Genomic DNA, 20,353 nt, shown 5'->3' with positions numbered 1-20,353 from the left:
ACGGCCCCACGAAGGAGAAAGCCATGCCCCTGGACCCTCGAAGTGAGCCTGCGCGAACTGGCGAAGGACGACCGCCCGGGCTGCCCCCAGGCCGGGTCGAGCAGCTACGGGCCCGCTTGCGCGGCCGGCTCGTGCGGCCTGGGGACGCGGACTACGAGGAACACTGCCGCGTCTACAACGCCATGATTCACAAGCGGCCGGCGTTGATTGCCCGGTGCGCCGACGTGGCGGACGTCCTCGCGGCGGTGGAGTTCGCACGCGAGCAGGGCCTCATGCTCGCGGTCCGTGGGGGTGGGCACAACGGCGCCGGCCTGGGCACCTGCGACGGGGGCTCGTCGTCGACCTGTCGCTCATGCGCGGCGTCCGGGTCGCCCCCGAATCAGGCACCGTACGTGTCGCGGGCGGAAGCGTCTGGGGCGAAGTGGACCATGCCACGCACGCGTTCGGGCTCGCCGTTCCCTCAGGAATCATCTCCACCACAGGCGTGGGGGGCCTCACCCTGGGCGGTGGCCTGGGCCACCTCTCGCGTCGCTACGGCCTCACCATCGACAGCCTGCTCGCCGTGGACATGGTGCTGGCGGACGGGCGCTTCGTCACGGCGAATGCCCAGCAGCACCCGGACCTGTTCTGGGCCGTGCGAGGCGGCGGCGGCAACTTCGGCGTCGTCACGTCCTTCCTCTTCCAGGCCCACCCGGTGGACACCATCCTGGGAGGGCCGACGCTCTGGCCCCTGGAACGCGCCGAGGAGGTGATGCGGTGGTACCGCGAGTTCATCCCCACCGCGCCCGAGACACTCACCGGCTTCTTCGCCTTCCTGGTCGTCCCCCCCGCGGCGCCCTTCCCGCCCCACCTGCACTTGCAGAAGATGTGCGCGGTGGTGTGGTGCTACACCGGAGACCCGGCTCAAGCCGGCGCGCTCTTCGCGCCCGTGCGCGCCATGGCCCCCGCGCTCGACGGCGTGCAGACCATGCCCTACCCCGCGCTGCAGAGCATGTTCGATGCGCTCTATCCGCCGGGCCTCCAATGGTACTGGCGCGCGGACTTCGTGCGAGAGCTGGGGGACGAAGCCATCTCCCGACACGTGGCGTTCGCTCACCGCCTGCCCACGATGCACTCCACCATGCACCTCTATCCCATCGACGGAGCCGCGCACCGGGCGGCACCAGGCGACACCGCCTTCAGCTTCCGGGACGCGCGGTGGGCGGAGGTCATCGTCGGAGTGGACCCCTCTCCTGAGAAGGCCGGAGACATCACCACCTGGACGAAGGACTATTGGAATGCCCTGCATCCCTATTCAGCGGGCGGCGCCTACGTGAACTTCCTCATGGACGAGGGCCAGGAACGCGTCCAGGCAACGTACCAGAACAACTACGCAAGGCTGGTGGAGGTGAAGGACCGCTACGACCCGAACAATCTTTTCCGCGTGAATCAGAACATCCGCCCCAGCACCGGCACGCCGCTTCGCCATTAAGCCACCATTCGCACGCGCCATTGCTCGCCCGGAGCAGCCTCGGTTGGTACCTTCCGTGCCCGCAGTTCGCTCCACCACCAACGGCGAGGAGACAGAAGCATGGCGACGGGCTTCGAGGCTTACAGGATGGAGGACCCCACGCTCCTGGCGAATGTGCGCGAGGCCCTGCTGCAATCCTACTTCGCGGACTTCGATGCGGGCTTCCTGAAGTCGCCGGCCGGCCAGTCGGACATCGCGGACCATGTGGATGGCCGCTACAACCGGTGCGTCGACCACGTACTGCCCTGGCTGGCGCGATACACGGAGCTGGGCAAGGCGAACGTCGTCGAGCTGGGCTGTGGCACGGGCTCCAGCACGGCGGCCTTTGCCCAGGTTGCCAGCCACGTCACGGGATATGACATCCACGCGCCCTCCGTGCGCGCTGCCCAAAGCCGCATGAAGGCCCTGGGATTGCGCAACGCCGACACGCGCGTCGTGGAGCCCGCGAAGTTGCTGGAACAGCTGAGGCAGGAGAACCCCGAGGGCGCCGACATCTTCGTGCTGTACGCGGTGCTCGAACATCAGACGCCCGCCGAGCGACTGGAGACGCTCCGCACCGGCTGGGACCTGCTGCGTCCCGGAGGACTGCTCGTCGTCGTGGATACACCCAACCGGCTCGTGTACTTCGACGCCCACACGTCCCTGATGCCGTTCTTCCACTTCCTGCCGCCTGAACTCGGGTGGCCGTATGCCTCACGTTCCCCCCGCGAGAACTTCCGAGATTCGATGGCCCAGGCGTCCGCTGAAGATGCCCCCATGCTGCTGACCCGATGGGGCATCGGCGTCAGCCACCATGAGCTCGAGCTGGCGCTGGGCGACATCGACCCCTTGTTGGTGGGGACGGGCTTCGAGCCGGAGGTGCTCGACATGTTCCCCGTCACACTCGACGAAGAGGTGCTGCGTCTATACGTGGAGAAGAGCGGCGCTCGCGTACCCAAGGCCCTCACCCGGAACACGCTGAACTTCGTTCTTCGCAAGGGTGACAACGCCGACCTCATCGCTCGCCGGCCTTCGCCGCCTCCGGTTCGACACCTCGTCAACGAGACGTCGAACCCGGTCCAGGCGCAGCGCCTCCACGAACTGGAACAGCGCATCCGGGAGCTGGAAGCGCACATCGCCACCCCACCCCTGCGACACCAGCTCGCCGATCAGCTCAACGGCGCCCTCAAACAGACGGCCCTTCACCGTCAGGCCCGGAAGCTCGTCGAATGGTCGGTGGGCCGCGTCAAGCGCGGCTCGCGCTGAGTCTTCGCCGCCCCAGGACTCCCAGCCGGGTGGCGCCGTGATACACGCGCCGCGCCGTCCGGTATCCCCACCGGAACTTTGTCCAGCGGACGAAGTCCGTGAAACGTAAAAACCGAGAAATCCAGAACCCAAGTCTCACCGCCTGTCGATGAAACACATACGGACAGAGTCCGAGCGACCGGGCGGGGTGAAGCAGACCCATTTTACAGGGCCGTCTCCCGCACCCGAGGATGGACGCATCCATGCGTCACATCCGCATTCCGAATCACGCGCCGGCGACTCACGCAGTCCCCGGTGTTTCACCTGTCTCACCTGCCGGCGCATGCATGTCTTCACGACGCACGTCGTGGTGCTGGGTGCTGCCGTTCCTCCTGATACTTTCCACCTCCGCGTGGGCGGACACAGGACAGCCCAGCATCGACTTGAATCAGGGCTGGCGATACCGCTGGGGAGACTCACCGCCAGGCCCCGCCGATGTACCAGCCTGGGCACTGGAGTCAGGGGATGAGCAGGCGTGGCAGCCCGTGGCGGCCCTTCGCGAGCCGCCGAGCCGGGGAGCGCACACCTTCCTCTGGCTGAGCATCCCCGTTCCCCAGGGGCAGTGGCTGGAGCCCGCGCTCTACCTGGGCACGGTGGCCAATGCCTTCGAGGTCTACGCCAACGGCCACCGCATCCATGCGAGCGGGCGGCTGAATCCCTCGGGCAAGGAGGAGACGGACAACCTCGCATGGCGGCTCGTCCCCCTGCCCCCCGCGGTGGAGGGCACGCGCCTGCTGCTGCGAATCCAGAGCAGCGGTCCCATCATCGGCGTGGGAGGCGCGGCTCGGGTGGGGGCACACCATCAGCTGCTCGCGACGGTGACGCGCACAGGGCTGGCACCCTTCGTCATGGGCATGTTGCTGCTCACCATCGCCAGTGCCGCCGCCTTGGGTGCCCTGGTACGGCGTCAGACGCAGATGCTGCTGCCGCTCATCATCTTCACGAGCGGCTCGGCGGCCCTGCTTCTGGGCACGAGCGGCCTGATTCCCGCGCTCTGGGGCGGCTATCTGTTGGGGAGCCAGCTCACGCTGGTGGGCTCGCACTGCATCCTGCCCGCGCTCGCCTGGTTCATCTCCGACAGCATCCTGGAGAACCGGATGCGCTGGTTCCACTGGAGTGCCTGGGCCGCGTGCGTGCCGGCCTCCGTTCAGGTCATCATCGTGATGGCCGACCTGGGCATGGCGCAGCGGAACCTTGGCCTCTTCGTCCTCTACTCGGTGCCTTGTCTGCTCGGGTGCGTCATCGTCGCGGGTATCGCGGCGTGGCGGGGCAACCCTGACGCGCGAATCTTCTCCATGGGCCTGGGCGTGTTCTTCGGTGTCGTCATCCACACCACGCTGCCGGTGTTCGGGCTGGCGGAGGCCACGGACTCGCTCATGCACTGGGGCTTCCTGGCGCTCGCGCTCTCATTGGTGGGCATCGTCGTGCGCCGCTCGGTGCTGGTGGTGCGCGCGCTCGCCTCGCACACGCACCAACTCGAGGAGCGTCGTCATGAAGTGAAGCGGCTCGCCCAGGACATGGGGAGCGGCGCTGGCGAGCTGGCCGCGGTGGCGCAACAACTGCGCACGTCCAGTGAGGTGCAGACGGCGGGGGTCAGCCGGCAGGCCGCGGCGCTCCGCGAGGCGGAGCAGACGGTCCAGGAAATCCGGCAGGGCTCCCTGGTGACGGCGGACAAGGCGCGGCGGCTCGCGGGCTCCATCGAAACCGCCGAGGAGGCGGGGCGCGATGGCGGCGCGGCCATCACTCGCACGCTGACCAACCTGGAAGCCATCCGCCAGGAGGTCTCCGAGATGTCGAGCCGCATCCTCGCGCTGGACGCACGCACCCGCGAAATCTCCAGCATCGTGGACACCGTGAAGGGGCTTGCGGACCAGTCCAACATGCTGGCCATCAACGCCGCCATCGAGGCCGCGCGCAGCGGGGAGCACGGCCGGGGCTTTGGCGTCGTGTCGCGAGAGGTCCGCAGCCTCGCAGACCAGTCCATCCTGGCGACCCATCGCATCCGCGAGGTGCTCGACGGTGTGAGTCTGAGCATGCGTGAGGCCGCGAAGATGAGTGAACAGGGAGAGCAACGCGTGAAGGCGAGCCTGGACGCGGTGCGCGTCTCCGGCACCCAGCTCCAGCGGCTCACGGGCATCATCGACGACACCGGCACCAGTGTGCGGCAGATTTCCGCGGCGGTGGCGCAGCAGGACGCGGGCACCTCCCAGATTGCCCAGGCCATTCAAGACCTGTCGGCCCAGATGCGGCATACGCTGCGCACCGTCGAGGAGACGCAGAAGGTGTCGGGTTCAGTGCAAGCGCTGGCGGAGAACATGGCGGGCACGGCCCGCATCGCGCTCCAGGCGGGAACGCTCGATGACTGAGCCGCGTCCCGTGACGCCCGCGCAATGACGGATGGGAGCGCATCGGTTGCAGGCCCGCGCAAAGGGTGCTCAGAAGCCAGCATGGCGCAGAACATCTACGACGACCCCGGCTTCTTCGAAGGCTACAGCCAGTTGCGGCGCTCGATGGAGGGGCTCGCGGGTGCACCGGAATGGCCCGCGCTGCGGGCGATGCTGCCCGAGCTGCGGGGCCTCCGGGTGATGGACCTCGGCTGCGGCTACGGCTGGTTCTGCCGGTGGGCCCAGGAACAAGGGGCACTGCAGGTTCACGGGCTCGACGTCTCGGCGCGGATGCTGGAACGGGCCCGGCAGCTGACGTCCACCCGCGACATCGTCTACACCCAGGCAGACCTGGAGACGGTGGAACTTCCTCAAGCCCGCTTCGACCTCGTCTACAGCTCCCTGGCCTTTCACTACATCGAAGACCTGCCGTGCCTGCTCGCGAAGGTGCACGCCACCCTGGTTCCGGGTGGCGCGCTGGTCTTCTCCACCGAGCATCCCATCTACATGGCCCCCACCCACCCGGGCTGGCGGGTGGATGAACAAGGCCAGAAGACATGGCCCCTCAATGGCTACCAGGCCGAGGGGCCCCGCACCACGGACTGGCTCGCCAAGGGCGTCATCAAGTACCACCGCACGCTGGGCACCTTGCTGAACGCCCTGATTCACACCGGGTTCAGTCTGCGCCAGGTCAACGAATGGGGTCCGACCGAGGCGCAGCTCTCCGCCCAGCCGGAACTGGCCGAGGAGCGGGAGCGCCCCATGATGTTGCTCGTGTCCGCGCGGCGTTAGACAAACGCGGCGGCGCAGCGGGAAGGCCCGGCGCCCGAGCCCCTGCCTGGCCCTCCCCGCGCATGAAGCGGCGCATCCCGGATGCTCCGGCTCCGGATTGCCGGGCATTGAAGCGTCCTTTGCACGGACGCGTGGAACCCTCCCAGTCAATGGCAGCCCTCCCGCCGTGTCCGCACCCTGGGCCTCGCGTCAAAGGGGAGGCAGCTCATGAAGGGTTGGCGGCTGGGTTGTGCAGCACTCGCGGCGTGGTGGTTGGTTGGGTGCATGGGAGGACCCGACGAGCAGGCAGACAGCTTCGCGGAGCAGGCGGAGTCTGAGTCTGTCGAACAGGAAAGCGTCGAAGCACAGTGGAAGCACGCGGAGAAGAAAGTCTATTCAGAGAACTTCGGGAAAGGTGCGGGCCCCGAGTGGAGCCACCGCACCGTGTCCCGGACGCCGAAGGGGGAGCGAAAGTTCCTGGGGCCCTTCAGCGAACAGGAAGTCACGCTCAACCTGTCCGGCCTGCCGGACCATGACGAGGTCGAGGTCCAGTTGGAGCTGTTCGTCCTCAAGTCGTGGGACGGTAACGACACGACGAAGGGGCCAGGCCGCTGGGTCGCGAGCGTGGACGACGGTCCCGTCCTGCTGGATGCCAGCTTCTCCAATCTCCAAGGCAGCCAACCGAGCCTCACGGGCGCATCGATGAAGGGCACGCTCGGGTACCGGGACGAGTCCGGCGATGGCAGCAAGGGGTACACCATCTACCCCCTGTCCTTCACCTTCAGGCACACCGGAGACCGGCTGACACTCCGCTTCGCCGACCCGCCTCGAGGGGAGGCCAACGAACAGTGGGGCCTGGATTCAGTGAAGGTGAAGGTCCGGAAGAAGAAGGGAGGCGACCTGCTGGTCAGCAACAACGTGAACAGCAGCGTGCTGCGCTACGACGGGAAGACGGGCGACTTCGTGGGCGTCTTCATCCCGCCTGGCGCCGGCGGGCTCAACAACCCGCAGGAGCTCGTCTACGGCCCTGACGGCAACCTCTACATCGCCAGCTTCGCCAGCAGGGAGGTGCTGCGCTTCAATGGGAAGACGGGCGCCTTCATCGACATCTTCGTTCCCGTGGGCAGTGGCGGGCTGGGCTTCCCCGGCGGCCTCATCTTCGGTCCTGATGGCAACCTGTATGTCGCCGACAGCTTTGGCGGCACCAACAGCGTGCTGCGCTACGACGGGACGACCGGCGCCTTCATCGACGTGTTCGCTTCGGGCGGCGGACTGCTCGTTCCCCAGAAGATGGCGTTCGACAAGAAGGGGAACCTGTTCGTCGTCAGCATCATCGGCAACAACGTGGTGCGCTACGACGAGAATGGCGCGCCCTTCCCCGCGGCCGGACAGCCCGGTGCCATCTTCATCCCGGACATCGACGCGGTGACGATTGCCATTGGCAAGGACCACAAGCTCTACGTTGGCACCACGGCCGGAGATGACGTCCTGCGCTTCAACGCCAAGACGGGCGCCTTCATCGACGTCTTCGTCGAGTCGGGGAGCGGTGGCCTGACTGACTTCGTGGACATGGAGTTCGGTCCCGACGGCAACCTGTACATCCCGGACTTCCTCCCGGCCACGGTGTTGCGCTTCAGCGGGAAGACAGGGAACTTCATTGACGTCTTCGTTCCCGCTGGAACGGGCGCCAACGCGGCCACCCTGACGTTCATGCCCTCGAAGCGAAACAAGCCGCACGGGCACGACGCGAACTGAGCGCCTCCGGCCCATGAAGCCCTAAGCAAGGCCTCGCCTCCGCTCCCGGATGAGCGCCACCAGCGCTCGAAGGCTGGCGGAGGCGAGCCGCCCCTTCAGACGAGGAGCTCCGACGCAGACGGGTGCGCCAGCGCCTCATGATTCCGAGGGGCCGTCTCGAAACGCCGTGGCATTCCGGACCGCCCCCTCCCGGGGCCGACGTCCCTCCCGCTCCGGGGCCCCGCTCCGAGGCGAACCTGGGTGAGCGCCGCTCGTGCCGGACACTTGCACGACGCCGCCGCGTCGGCGACGGCGCCGCCGCGGCGGAGGGCTTCCAGCGGCGCCTCCCAGTTCGCGCAGCACCCGAGCCCGGATCCCCCCTCCAGGCGGAGGTCCTGCATGAGCGCCTGCACCTGCCGGCCCCCGTGCGGGTGGCGAAGGGCCTCGCACAGCCGCTCGACGATGTCGATGCGCAGAACCACGCTCCCGAGCACCTCGTACCCATAGGCACGTGCGTCCCGGCGGTCCAACTCGGAGAGCTGAAGCACGGGCTCTTGTGGCACCCCGGTGGGACATGTCCGCTGGAGGAACAGCGACGTCAGCATGCAGCGCCGCTCCAGCGCATGCGGGCTGAGGGCCTCGGCGACGTAGACGAAGCGGTGTCCCTCGCAGACGCCTTGCTCCGTCAAGCGCGCGCGAGCCTCCTCATCCAACAGCCGCCACTGCTCATGCGCCTCGCCCTGCGTAATCACGCCCAGTCCTTCGGACAGGCGATACGCGAGCCCACGCGCCGCCGCGTTGCGCCCCGCTCCTGAGAAGGACTCGGCGGGAAAGCCGCCCATGGCCTCGGTGACGAGGTCCCGCGCCAGCGCGAGCAGGCGCCGCTCCAGCCGCTGCCGCGCGCCGCCCGTCCAGACCTCCGGCTCCGCCAGTGCCAGCAAAGGAGAGCGGCGGTCCGTCCCGCGAACGAGGCGTGCCAGGGGCTCGCCTTCAAAGGAGATGGTGCCAGTCGCATCCACCTGGAAGGCGTCATGGCTCGCGTCCACCACTCGCTGGACGAACTGCTCCTCCGTCATCGCGAAGCCCTCGGCGCCCGGCATCTCCTCCAGCATCTGCCCCAGCTTGGCGAAGGGACTGGCCGAACCGGACGGAGGACGCGCGGTGGCCTTCACAAAGCGGCGCGTGCTGCGCCTCGCGGCGCGCTGCACGAAGCGCTCGACGAGCCGTTCATGGAGCGCGTCCCCCAGCGCATCCTCGATGCCGCGCGTCCGCTCCTGCCAGTGCTCCGCCTCGTGCAGCCACCCCGGCCGATGACTGATGTACGTCCAGATGCGGATGGCCGCCAGCCGGTCCATCAGCGTGTGGATGTCTCCGGACACGTCGTCGAGCGGAGCCACCTGCTTGTTCAGCCAGCCGGCGTCCAGCTTCCCGTCCCCCGCGGTGAGTTGCAGGAACGTCTCACGTAACAACGCGACATGCTGGCCGAAGAGCCCCTTGCGGAAGTCGGGTATCTGGCAGACCTGCCACAGCAGCTCCACCATGGCCGGCCCGGTGGCCAGGTCTTGGATGGTTGGAACACGCGAGAGGTCCTTGAGCGCATCGAAGTCATCCGCGCGCTCCACCCGGATGAAGGCACTGTGGCCCGGCGCGCGCGCCAGTGAATCCAGCAGGGCCTCTGGACTCGAGAAGTCGAGCGCGGCATTGCGCCAGATGAGGCTCCGGACCGCCGGGAAGCGGTGCGTCTCGATGGCGGAGACCACCCGCGGCGGCAGCTCCGGCAACGTGTTCAGCGTGCCGAAACTCCCGTCGTTCAAGTGGCGGCCGGCGCGGCCAGCGATCTGCGCCAGCTCGTCCGGGTAGAGCTCGCGCTGGTCGGCGCCGTCGAACTTGGACAGCGCGGCGAAGGCCACGTGGTTGAGGTCCAGGTTCAGCCCCATGCCAATGGCATCCGTGGCCACCAGGTACTGCACCTCTCCGGATTGGTACATCGCCACCTGGGCGTTTCGCGTCCGGGGAGACAGCGCGCCCAGCACCACGGCCACGCCGCCCCGGAGGCGCCGCAGCGACTCGGCCAACTCGTAGACGCGGTCCGCGGAGAACGCGACCACCGCCGACCGCGGCGGGAGGCTCTTCAGGGAGCGATGCCCGGCATAACGAAGCTGTGACAGACGCGTGGCTCGCTTCACCGAGGCATGGGGGATGAGCGTCTGGACCATGGGACGCATCGTGTCCGCGCCCAGGAACCAGGTCTCCTTGCGTCCCCGCGCATGCAGCAGTCGATCCGTGAAGACGTGCCCGCGTTCACGGTGAGCAGCAAGCTGGATTTCATCCACCGCGAGGAAGTCGACGGACTTGTCGGTCGGCATCGCCTCGACGGTGCAAATCCAGTAGTCGGGGCGCGGGGGCACGCGCTTCTCCTCCCCCGTCATCAGCGCCACGCGGCCCTCCCCCACCCGAGCGGTCACCCGGTCATAGACTTCGCGGGCGAGCAGACGGAGCGGCAACCCCATGATGCCCGAACCGTGCTCGAGCATGCGCTCGATGGCCCGGTGGGTCTTCCCCGTGTTCGTAGGCCCCAGCTCCGCCACGACGACGGACGACCGGCTGGATGGGCTGGAGTTCATCCGCGGATTCTAACCTCGGACGGGCCCCTCCGCCCGGGTCCAGCGGCGGCGACCGCGAAGCCCACGCCAGCGTCCTGGCGCGGCGTGTAGTGGCTCAGTGGATGCGCAGGGCCAGCTTGCCCAGATGGTGCTTGCTCGCGGCTTCGAGCGCGCGGCCCGCGTCGTCTAGCCGGTACACCTGGAAGACCTCGACATGGAAGGGCCCTGCTTCAATGAGCCGGTTGAGGCGCGCGAGGACCTCAGCATTCGACTCGCCATTATAGGCCGTGAGCTTCACACCCTCGGGAGCCCGTGGTTCCGGCTCGACGCCATTCGGGTAGGCGATGTGGCCTCCCTTCTTCACGGCCTGTAGCGCCGGGGCCCTGCCTTCGCCGCCCGCGAGCACCAGCGCCGCGTCGAGTCCGTCCGGCGCGAATTCCCGAATCGCCTTCGCCACGTCATCACCACCCCGTCCGTCCACCGCCTTCTCCGCCCCCAGGCGCTTCACCAACTCCACGCCGTCCGAGCCCGAAGCCACCGCCAGGACCCGCGCTCCCAGTCGCCTGGCGAGTTGCACCGCCAGATGGCCCACACCGCCGCTCGCGCCGTACACCAGCAGCGTCATGCCCTGACGAACGTTCAGCGCGTCCTGCACGCCTTGGAGCGCCGTGATTCCATCCGCGGCCAGGACGCCCGCCTGTTCTGCGCTCAAGCCCTTCGGAACGAGCGCCGTGTTATCGGCCTTCACCACCGCGTACTCGGCGAAGAACCCGCCCTTGTCATTGAGGAAGCCGGAGCCGTACACCCGGTCGCCCACCTTGCGGGACGTGACGCCCTCGCCCACCGCCACGATGGTGCCGGCCCCGTCCGTTCCCAGCACATAGGGGAAGGATGACTTTCCAGGCTTGAGCAGCTCCATTTCCCCCTCGCGCTCCGCCGCGTCCCAGCTGCCGACGCCCGCTGTCTCCACCTGGATGAGCACCTCTCCCGCGCCCACGGCCGGAACGGCCACCGTCTTCACGCCAAGCACCTCCGGCCCACCGAAGCGGTCGATGGCTGCGGCCTTCATCTGCGACGGAATGGATGTCTTCATGGAGAGTCCTCGTGGGCGGGGAGCTCATGCCCCGACAGGGTTCTTCCGGAGCGTGGGCACGCCTCCCTCCGAATGCAGGGGACACCCACGGCGCCGCGAGCCAGGGGCCCCCCGCATGCCCGCCACCGTGGCGACCCTTCCGCTTCGCAAGGCCACGTCGCAGGCCAGCAAGCAACCGTGCGAGCGCGAAAAGCACGACCAGCCCCCTTCGTAACCGTGCACCGGTTGGTGCCTGCGTGAAGGGACCGCCGGGCAGCGGACGGCGGCCGGGACGGCGCTCGGCGGTGGTGGCCTCGGCCTGACGAACCGCCACTCGTGGCGGCGCTCGCCCCCAAGGCCGCGCGCATCACGGGGTTGGAAGCGCAGGTGGCCGTTCGACGTGACGCCTCGAGGGCACGTCCCGTGGCGGATGCGATGTCCACCACGGGACAACTGTTTCACTTGAAGATGACCGGCGGGCGAGTCTCTTCGACGCGCTACTCGACGAACGACTTCGTGCTGTAGAGCGAAGCATCCACCTTGCGCAGGACAGGCAGGTTCGTGCCCGGCTCGCGCTCGGCCTGACGGTCGATGTACGTCTGGAGGACGTCGGCATCGAGCACGCCGATGTCGGAGCGGCGCTCGGCCGGCACGTTGGCCAGCGTCACGTAGCCATCCCCCCCCGTGGCATTGAAGCTCAGCACGAACAGGCGATAGGTGGCGGTCGGCTGGAGCGCGTTCCACTGGCCCGTCGTCTGGTCCAACACCTCCAGGTTGCTGGCGCGCTGGCCGCGAGCCTGGGCGGCGTTGACGTCGAAGCGCAGGCCGCCGGTGTACGGATAGGGCCCCGTGGTGCCGCCCTCCCGGAACGTGGCGTGCAGCCCGTCCTCAATCATCGACTTCACCTCGGTGCCAGTGACGTCCAGCCGGAACAGCATGTTGCCAAAGGGCAGCACCTCGATGACGTCCGCCGCCGTCACCGGCCCCTGTAGCGGCCGACGCACGCCGCCCGCGCTCTGCAACGTGATGTCCGCGCCGCCGTAATCCGCGTTCGCCACCTCCAGGTAGGCCTGGGCCACCAGCTGCTGGATGTCGCCACCCCGGCTGTGGACCTCGCCCAGAGCGTTGCAGCTCACGCTGGAGCGGCCCGGCTCTGTGTTTCCCGGCACGCGGCGATTGCAAAGCTCGTCGTCCGCCGTGGCCACCACGGTCCGGCTGTACTCATCAACCCGGCCCTGGAACGGCGCCAGCACCTGCGCGGCGGCGGCATCCGGCTGCGTCACCCGCAGGAAGCCGCTGACGGCCACGCTGGCCAGCATCGCGGCGTTGTCGGATTCGGAGACGGGTGTCCCGTCCATGGAGAACTGATTGCCGATGAGGACGTGGGGCGTGCCGCCACAGGAGGTGACCACGCCCTCGGCGTCGAAGCGGAGGGTCATCTCTCCGACGACCTGCGAATACTGCCAGGCCTGCCCCAGGCACACGGTTTCGCCGTCGCGGTTGCGCAGCGACTCCGCGTAGGGCCCCGCGGGCGTTCCGACGTTGAAGGTCTCCATGGCGGCAGGCCCCAGCAGTGTGTGGGAGTCACCGCCGATGACCGCGTCCACGCCACTCAACTGCGGGATGATGGTCCGGTCGAGCTGGTACCCGATGTGGCTCATCAAGATGATCTTGTTGATGCCCTGGGCCCGCAGCGCATCGATGGCGCGCTGGGCGGCGGGCACCTCGGCCTCGAACGTGGTGTCCGCGTCCGGGCTGGAGGACTCCTTCGTCTTGCCCGCAATCGTCAGGCCGACGATGCCAATCTTCTGGCCACCCCGTTCGACGACGGTGAAGGGCTCCACGTAGCCGGCAGCCCTGGAGGTGTGCAGGGCGGAGCCCGCGCCGAACTGGACGTTGGCGCTGATGACGGGCGTCTGGCACTGGCCGGCATGCAGGCGGTCGATGAAGCGCTTCAGCTCGGTGTCGCCCTTGTCGAACTCGTGGTTGCCCAGGGTGAAGGCGTCGAAGCACACCGTGTTCATCATCGCGGCGTCGGCCTCGCCAATCTGGCCCGCGCGGTTGAAGTACAGCGTGCCGGTGAGGGCGTCACCCGCGTGGAGCTTGAGCACGTTCTCCTTTCCGGCCGCCAGCTCCTTCATCGCGGACGTGACACGCGCGAACCCCGAGGATTCAACCTCCGCGGCCACGGTGTCACCCGCGGCGTTCGTCACGTTCAGCTCCAGGCTGGAACCCGCCAGGTGCGAGTGGTGGTCGTTGATGTGGAGGATGGTCAGGTCCAGCGGCGCGGGCTGCTCGCCTGGGTCGACGGCATCGTCATCACCACACGCGGACAGCACGCTGGCCGCCATCCACGTCATCGTCAACCAGCGCGCCCGACTCGACGAACGCGCCCCCCTGCGCACTTCCTTCTCCGTCTTCAATCGCATGAACCGCTCCCAGGTGCCTTGCGGAAGGCGGCATGGTGTCGGGCGTGAATGACAGCCCGGTTACGCCTTCCTACCCGGCCGGTGACACTTTCATGGCGATTGTCCGCGGCCCAGGACCTGGCGCCTTCACCCCGCCAGCATTTCGCGGGCGACCATGTGCATCCCGAGGAGCATCAAGCTGACCAGGAAACACGCCCGGAACAGCACGGGTGAGAGCTTCTGGCGCAGCCACTGCCCCACCTGCATCCCGATGAGCGCCGGCAGCAACATCAGGAGGGACTGGCCCAGTTGCGTCCCCGCGCCAGCGGCGTTGACGTAGAGCCCCGCCGCCAGGGCCAGCGTGGATACCGTGAACGAGATACCCATGGCCTGAATCAGCTCCTCTCGCTCGAAGCCCAACGCTTGCAGATACGGCACCGCGGGGATGACGAAGACCCCCGTCGCCGCCGTCACGAAGCCGGTGAGCGCGCCCACCCAGGGCCCCAGGCGCGACTCTGCCACCGGGCCCACCGTGAGTCGGGCCCCGCTGAGTCCCCAGGCCGCATAGGCCACCAACGCCACGCCCAGGGACACCGTGGCCCACGCGCCCATGGGCGCGCCCAGCACCCACGCTCCGACGAGCGTGCCGGCGCAGACGCCCACCTGCATCGGCGCCAGTCGCCGCAACAGGGGGCCCAAGGTCGACCAGGGACGGAGTTGCCAGACATTGGTGACCAGGGAGGGCACGATGAGCAGGACCGCCGCTCGGGCGGGAGGCATCACCAGGGCCAGCAGCGCCATGGCGATGGTGGGCAGGCCCAGCCCCACCACGCCTTTGACCAGACCCGCGAGCACGAAGACGGCAACAGTCACCAGAAGGCTGTCGGACGATGGCATGAGGGAAGCTCCGGGCGGGTGAGGGACACGCGATGCATTGATTCTGGGTGCCGCCCTCCGGCCTGAAAATTCGGAACTGCCCGCTGCCGCCTCAGGCCCACCCTGAGGCAGCGTCCCGCCGCGAAGGTTCGGCGCGCTATCGTCGCCCCACATGCCAAAGACGACATCCTCCAAAGGTCCTCGCGGGGACATCGACGCCCGCGTGAAAGAAGCCCTGGCCGAGCTCGAACGCCTCGCCACCCCCGCCAGGCGGGACAGTCTCGCCCGGTACGCGATTCCCTCTGACCATGCCCTCGGCGTGTCGATGCGGGACGTCCAGAGGCTGGCCAGGTGCCTTGGCCGGGACCACGCGCTCGCCAAGGCCTTGTGGAAGACGGGGGTCTACGAGGCACGCATGCTCTGTGCCTATATCGGCGAGGCGGACCGCGTCACACTGGCGGAGATGGACCGGTGGTGCCGCGACTTCGACAACTGGGCCGTCTGCGACACGTTGTGCTTCGCCCTCTGGGACCATACTCCGCATGCATGGGCCATGGCGGACAAGTGGTCCAGCCACCGCGATGAGTTCGTCAAGCGCGCGGCCTTCGCGCTGCTCGCCGCGCTCGCGGTCCACGACAAGTCCGGCGAAGACGCGCCACACCTCGGTGGGCTGGTCCTCATCGAGCGCGAAGCCACCGACGCCCGCAACTTCGTCAAGAAGGGCGTGAACTGGGCCCTGCGCGCCGTTGGTAGCAGACGCGGTCCCGCGGCGCGCACGGCGGCGCGCGCGCTGGCGACCCGGCTTTCAACCAGCGAAGACGCCACCGCGCGCTGGATTGGCAAGGATGCGCTGCGCGCGTTCGCCAAGCTGGATGCGAAGCCGCCCAAGCCCGCCGCCAAGGCGCCCCGTCGGAAGGCCGCGACGCGGCCCCGCAGCGCTAGCGCGGCGCCCCACCAGGGAAGCAGCCCAGGTCCGGAGGAATATCGAGATATGTACGTTCGTACATATCGCCAGCGGCACCTCGGGGCCTCATGCCTCATGCCCGCCTTCCCCCGGAGACCCACGTGGCCCCCGTAGACATGACCCCGAGCGAAGGGACCGCATCATCGACGCCGCGCTCGCGGTCATCGCCGAAGGGGCGTGGCGGGCACGTCGCACCGCCGGGTCGCCGAGCGCGCGGGCGTGCCCCTGGGCTCGATGACCTACCACTTCACCAGCATGGACGAGCTGCTGCACGAAGCGTTCAGCCGCTTCGCCCAGCGCATCAGCGAACGGTTCGCCGAGCGGCTCGCCGCGGCCACCGACCTCGACTCGCTGGTCTCCGCCATCGTCCACATCGTGCACGACGACCTCGCGGCGGGGCAGGACGAGCTCGTGCTCACGCTCGAGCTCTACACGCTCGCCGCGCGCCAACGCGCCTTCCGGCAAATCACCCACGACTGGATGCGCCGCAGCCGCGCCGTGCTGGAGCGGTTCGTCGACGCCAGGATGGCGCACCAACTCGACGCCTTGATTGAGGGGCTGTTCATCCACGTCAGCCTCGACCCCGCCCCACGCAGCCGCGACCTGACTCGGGACGCCGTGCGCCGCCTTCTCTCGCTCGCCCCCTGACCTGCCATGCCATCCACCACCTCTCGACTGGCTCCCCGCGAGTACCGGGCGGCCCGCGCGGCCGTCGCGGCGCTGTTCCTCACCAACGGCGCCATCCTCGCCAACCTCCTGCCGCGCTATCCGCAGATCAAAGCCGACCTGGGCCTCAGCAACGCTCAATACGGGCTGGCGGTCGCCGCGTTCCCCAGTGGCGCGATGGTGGCGGGGCTCGCCGCCGGAGCGCTCATCCGCCGCTTCCGCTCCTCGCGGGTCGCCGTCGCCGGCACGCTGCTGACGAGCCTGGGCGTGCTGGTCGCGGGCCTCGCGTCATCATGGTGGGTGCTCGCCGTTTCGCTCTTCTTCGCGGGCGGCATGGACGCCATCACCGACGTGGCGCAGAACTCCCACGGGCTGCGGGTGCAGCGGCTCTACGGCCGGTCCATCCTCAACTCCTTTCACGCGGTGTGGAGCATCGGCGCGGTGGTCGGCGGGCTCATGGGCGGGCTCGCCGCGGGACTGAACGTGCACCGGGGCCTGCATCTGGGATTCTCCGCCCTGCTCTTCGCCGGGGTGTCCCTGATGGCGCTGCGCTACACGATTCCCGGCCCCGAGCCCGTCGTCACCGTCGAGCCAGAGGCCGCCGCGGCGCACCAGGGCAGCGCTCCCGCGCGGCGTCAGCGGACGGGGCGCGGACGCATCTGGCTGATATTTGCCGCGCTGGTCTTGATTGCCGTCGGCGGCATCCTCGTCGAGGACGCGGGCATGACGTGGGCAGCCGTCTACCTTTCCGGAACACTCGGCGCCACGGCCGCCGTCGCTTCGTTCGGGTTCGTCGCCCTCGTGGGCGCGCAGTTCGTGGGCCGGCTGCTGGGCGATGGAATGGTGGACCGGTTCGGCCAGCGCGCGGTCGCTCGGGCGGGCGGCGCCACCACGGCGCTGGGAATGAGCGCTGCGTTGTTGTTTCCCTCCATCCCCGCAACCATTGCGGGCTTCGCGCTCGCGGGATTCGGCGTCGCCACGCTGGTTCCCGCCACCATGCACGCCGCTGATGAACTGCCCGGCCTGAGCGCGGGAACGGGGCTCACCATCGTCAGTTGGCTGATGCGCCTGGGGTTCCTCGCGTCGCCCCCGCTCGTCGGGCTCGTCGCCGATAACGTGGGATTGCGCGTGGGTTTGCTCGGAGTACCGCTCGCGGGGACCCTCGTCGTGCTGCTCTCCGGAGTCCTGGCCACCGTCCGCGCCCCCGCCACCGCGCCGGGTGGCCAAGGCCCCTCCCTCCCGCAGCCCCATTGATGTGAGAGGCCAGCCTCGCATCCTGGCCCGTTTTCCAGCGGGCGCCGTCTCGTCGAGGGCGGCGGATGGCTCCGCCCCGCTTCATGGTCGCATCCAGAGTGGGAAGACTCAGGGCCCATGCAGCGGGGCTCCCGCTGACGGTGCTCCCGCTCAGGCAGGACGTTCGATGCGTCCATCCCCGTGCCGGGCGAAGCGCCCTTCCTCTGGCGGATGGACCGGGCCATTGGCCGGCCAGGGCCAGCCCCCGAAGCCCGTGCGCTGGTAGTCCGCGAAGGCCTCCTGAATCTCCTGCCGTGAGTTCATCACGAACGGGCCGTACTGCACGACGGGCTCTCCAATCGGACGGCCCTGCAACATCAACAACTCCGCCTCGTCCGCGCCGTTCTCCAGCTCCACCGCGACGTCCGCCCGCAGCTCGATGCTGTGTGACGGCGGAATGGCACGCCCCGCCACGCGCAGGCTGGAGCCGAGGAAGAAGTAGAGCATCCGGTTGCTGCCACGGGCCGCCGCCGGCAGCGTCCACCGCGCGCCCGGGGCCAGCTTGAGCGTCCAGATGGCCACGTCCGCTTCTGCCTGCGCGGCCCACGACTTGGGCGGCGGCGGTGGCGCCTTCACGTCTCCCAGGCTTCCGGCCACCACCGTGACTTCCGTGGCGCGCCCTTCCGCGTCCCGGGCGACGTGCCGAGGGATGGCGTGGTTCCACATCATGGAGAAGTGCGGCTCCACGAGCTTGTTCGCCCGCGGCAGGTTGAGCCAGATTTGAAACAGCTCCACCGGGTTGGGTTGGTCGCGCTGGAGCAGCGGGAACATCTCCGAATGATTGATGCCCGCGCCCGCGGTGAGCCACTGCACATCCCCACCGCCGAAGCGCGCCGCCGCCCCCAGGGAATCCGCGTGGTCGAGCAGCCCGCGACGCACCACCGTGACTGTCTCGAACCCCCGGTGCGGGTGCTGGGGAAAACCGGGCACCACGGTGCCGTGATACATGTTCCAGCCGTCCCGCCCATCGAAGTCCTGGCCCAGGTTGCGGCCCGCCAGCGAGGCGGACGGACCGAGGCGCTCGTTCCCCATGGGGTACTTGTCGTCGTGGTGGACGCAAAAAAGAAACGGATCCGGGGTCCGCCACGGCATCCCGAGCGGCTCCACACGAAGGACGGCTTCTGGCTGCTGACTCATCTCCTACGCCTCATCCCTTCCAGAGCCCCATGAAAATTCCCTGAGCCGGGGCTCCCTCCGGTGAGCGTAACAACGGGCCCTCCGCGCCGCTTGCCCCGTAGGGCCTCCGCCCGGATGCCGGGCCGCCCGCGGCCCCCACAGCGGGCGCGGCGAGTGGGGCACGTCACCTGCCCCACCGTCCCACGAACCTCAGGCCCACAGCTCCTGAGCGAGCGTGTCCACCATCGCCACGGCGACCTCGGGCGGGGGCAGCCCGACCTCGGACACGAGCACGGGATTCACTGGCACGCAGGCTTCCTCACGCAGGGCCGCCGCGGCCCGCTGCTTCGCCAGCCGGAGCACCTCGCGCTCCTCCTCCGACAGCCGCGCCTGCGCCCAGGCATCAATCTTCCACGAGAGCTCCGCGTGCCGCGTCTCGTCCTCCGCGATGCGGGCCATGGAGGTGCGCACCTCGGCGTCCTGGGCATGGAGCGACTGGTGCCGCGCCACCAACGCGCCGAACGTCTCCCGCACACAGCCCTCCACCGCGTTGTCCAGGGCCACCGCGAACAGGGAACGGGGCGCCGCCGCGTCCACCCGGGGCGCCTGGGGCGTCGCGCCGTGTCGTCCCGCCAGGCGGGCGCTGACCTCCGTGTGCATGACCTCCTCCAGGGCACTCATCAGCGCCGCGTCCTGCAACGCGAGGTCCGCGCCATGCGCGGCCAGTTCCTCCCGCAGCAGCAGGAAGGCCTGGATGGACGCGGCCTCCAGGTGGGCAATGGCGGCGAAGTGCTGTCCCAGCACATCGTCACACGCCACCGCGCCTTGTGAGCGCAGTCCTTCGGGCCTGCGCCCCACGGAACAGTTGTCCGTGCCCCGCGCCAACACCTTGCGCTCCTCCTCCACCACCTCGCCCGTTGACGACACGCGCAGGGCATACTGCGTCAACTCCGTCCCCTTGCCACACGCCATGCCCTTGGTGCCGACAACGCCGAACGCACCGTCGCCCAACTCCTTCACCGCCCCATACTTGAGCCCGCCACAGCGCACTTCGTAGCCCGCGGCAAAGGCAGTCAGCGCGGCCTCCTGCGCCGTATCAATCGGCCCCAGGAACGACTTCAGGGCCTCCAGCGAGGAGATGGCAGACACCACGTCGCCCCGGGTCGTCGCGAGGAAATAGTCGGTGCAGATGAAGCCGCAGGCGTCGCGGAACCCACGGGCAGGCGCCAACGCCTCGAGCTCTGACAGGCATGTCTGGGGCTGGGTCGCCGTCGCGCAAGGTGTTCCCGCGGAGGAGGCAGGGCTCGTTGGCGCGGGCTCGCCCGCCGCATGGAAGCTCCGCAGTTGCACGAAGTCCGGCGCGGCCACAGGTGACAAGCCTGTCATGGCCAGCTCGCCATTGTCGCAAGCCGGTGGCGAATAACCCGTCAGGTCCACCTCACCATCACATCCGGCCAGCGTCAGGGGAGACAGAAGCGAGGCGCGAAGGGCCCGGGAGAAGAGCAGACGCAAGCGATTCGAATCCATGGGTGCAAAGCCTCCTGCGGTTGGGAGCCCGCACTTCAGCAATGAAGATGCCAACGCCCGCACGCCAGGGAGCGCCCGACCGGTGTCGCGAAATGCCGACGTTTCCTACCTGCCCTGCTCAGAAACCTGAGGGGTGGTTCCTCAT

The 20,353-nt window shown here is 68.7% G+C and carries 14 protein-coding genes and 1 pseudogene; 9 read left to right on the top strand and 6 right to left on the bottom strand.

Annotated features, from left to right (window positions below):
• Positions 1-352 precede the first annotated feature (352 nt).
• The 5 genes from QEG98_RS11680 (at position 353) to QEG98_RS11660 (ending at position 7,704) form a co-directional block, all read left to right on the top strand.
• Positions 353-1,471, top strand: a complete 1,119-nt coding sequence (locus QEG98_RS11680; protein WP_316566786.1) for an FAD-binding oxidoreductase — start codon at positions 353-355, stop codon at positions 1,469-1,471.
• Between the two features lie 99 nt (positions 1,472-1,570).
• Positions 1,571-2,755: a class I SAM-dependent methyltransferase gene (locus QEG98_RS11675; protein ID WP_316566785.1), complete on the top strand. Its 1,185-nt coding sequence runs from the start codon at positions 1,571-1,573 to the stop codon at positions 2,753-2,755.
• Between the two features lie 230 nt (positions 2,756-2,985).
• Positions 2,986-5,160, top strand: coding sequence for a methyl-accepting chemotaxis protein (locus QEG98_RS11670; protein WP_316566784.1), 2,175 nt, complete (start codon positions 2,986-2,988; stop codon positions 5,158-5,160).
• An 81-nt stretch (positions 5,161-5,241) separates the two neighbouring features.
• Positions 5,242-5,970, top strand: a complete 729-nt coding sequence (locus tag QEG98_RS11665; RefSeq protein WP_316566783.1) for a class I SAM-dependent methyltransferase — start codon at positions 5,242-5,244, stop codon at positions 5,968-5,970.
• 264 nt (positions 5,971-6,234) lie between these two features.
• Entirely contained in the window at positions 6,235-7,704 is a 1,470-nt protein-coding gene (locus QEG98_RS11660) for an NHL repeat-containing protein (RefSeq protein ID WP_316566782.1), read from the top strand.
• A 135-nt stretch (positions 7,705-7,839) separates the two neighbouring features.
• Here the strand turns inward: QEG98_RS11660 and QEG98_RS11655 are convergent.
• Positions 7,840-10,307, bottom strand: a pseudogene (locus QEG98_RS11655) (helicase-related protein).
• A gap of 94 nt (positions 10,308-10,401) precedes the next feature.
• Entirely contained in the window at positions 10,402-11,379 is a 978-nt protein-coding gene (locus QEG98_RS11650) for an NADP-dependent oxidoreductase (RefSeq protein WP_316566781.1), read from the bottom strand.
• A gap of 315 nt (positions 11,380-11,694) precedes the next feature.
• Here QEG98_RS11650 and QEG98_RS11645 point away from each other — a divergent pair, with 315 nt between their 5' ends.
• Positions 11,695-11,883: a hypothetical protein gene (locus QEG98_RS11645; protein WP_316566780.1), complete on the top strand. Its 189-nt coding sequence runs from the start codon at positions 11,695-11,697 to the stop codon at positions 11,881-11,883.
• Here the strand turns inward: QEG98_RS11645 and QEG98_RS11640 are convergent.
• Together QEG98_RS11640 and QEG98_RS11635 are read right to left on the bottom strand one after the other, a co-directional pair.
• A complete protein-coding gene (locus tag QEG98_RS11640; RefSeq protein ID WP_316566779.1) occupies positions 11,856-13,787 on the bottom strand; it encodes a bifunctional metallophosphatase/5'-nucleotidase in 1,932 nt (643 codons plus the stop codon). The two genes, QEG98_RS11645 and QEG98_RS11640, sit on opposite strands and share 28 nt — an antisense overlap.
• A gap of 126 nt (positions 13,788-13,913) precedes the next feature.
• Positions 13,914-14,663: a sulfite exporter TauE/SafE family protein gene (locus QEG98_RS11635; RefSeq protein ID WP_316566778.1), complete on the bottom strand. Its 750-nt coding sequence runs from the start codon at positions 14,661-14,663 to the stop codon at positions 13,914-13,916.
• 202 nt (positions 14,664-14,865) lie between these two features.
• Here QEG98_RS11635 and QEG98_RS11630 point away from each other — a divergent pair, with 202 nt between their 5' ends.
• From QEG98_RS11630 to QEG98_RS11620, 3 genes are all read left to right on the top strand, one after another.
• Positions 14,866-15,720: a DNA alkylation repair protein gene (locus QEG98_RS11630; protein ID WP_316566777.1), complete on the top strand. Its 855-nt coding sequence runs from the start codon at positions 14,866-14,868 to the stop codon at positions 15,718-15,720.
• 63 nt (positions 15,721-15,783) lie between these two features.
• The gene (locus QEG98_RS11625; protein WP_316566776.1) at positions 15,784-16,254 is read left to right on the top strand and encodes a TetR/AcrR family transcriptional regulator; all 471 of its coding nucleotides are present in this window, start codon (positions 15,784-15,786) and stop codon (positions 16,252-16,254) included.
• Positions 16,255-16,260: 6 nt separating this feature from the next.
• Entirely contained in the window at positions 16,261-17,526 is a 1,266-nt protein-coding gene (locus QEG98_RS11620; RefSeq protein ID WP_316566775.1) for an MFS transporter, read from the top strand.
• Positions 17,527-17,676: 150 nt separating this feature from the next.
• Here the strand turns inward: QEG98_RS11620 and QEG98_RS11615 are convergent, their stop codons facing one another.
• Together QEG98_RS11615 and QEG98_RS11610 are read right to left on the bottom strand one after the other, a co-directional pair.
• Entirely contained in the window at positions 17,677-18,702 is a 1,026-nt protein-coding gene (locus tag QEG98_RS11615; protein WP_090489833.1) for a pirin family protein, read from the bottom strand.
• Between the two features lie 189 nt (positions 18,703-18,891).
• On the bottom strand, positions 18,892-20,271 hold the full coding sequence (locus tag QEG98_RS11610; protein WP_316566774.1) for a ferritin-like domain-containing protein: 1,380 nt from the start codon (positions 20,269-20,271) through the stop codon (positions 18,892-18,894).
• Positions 20,272-20,353 lie beyond the last annotated feature (82 nt).

It is taken from the genome of Myxococcus sp. MxC21-1 (assembly GCF_032612255.1).
Lineage (GTDB): Bacteria > Myxococcota > Myxococcia > Myxococcales > Myxococcaceae > Myxococcus > Myxococcus virescens.
This window is presented reverse-complemented; position numbering and strand designations above follow the sequence as displayed.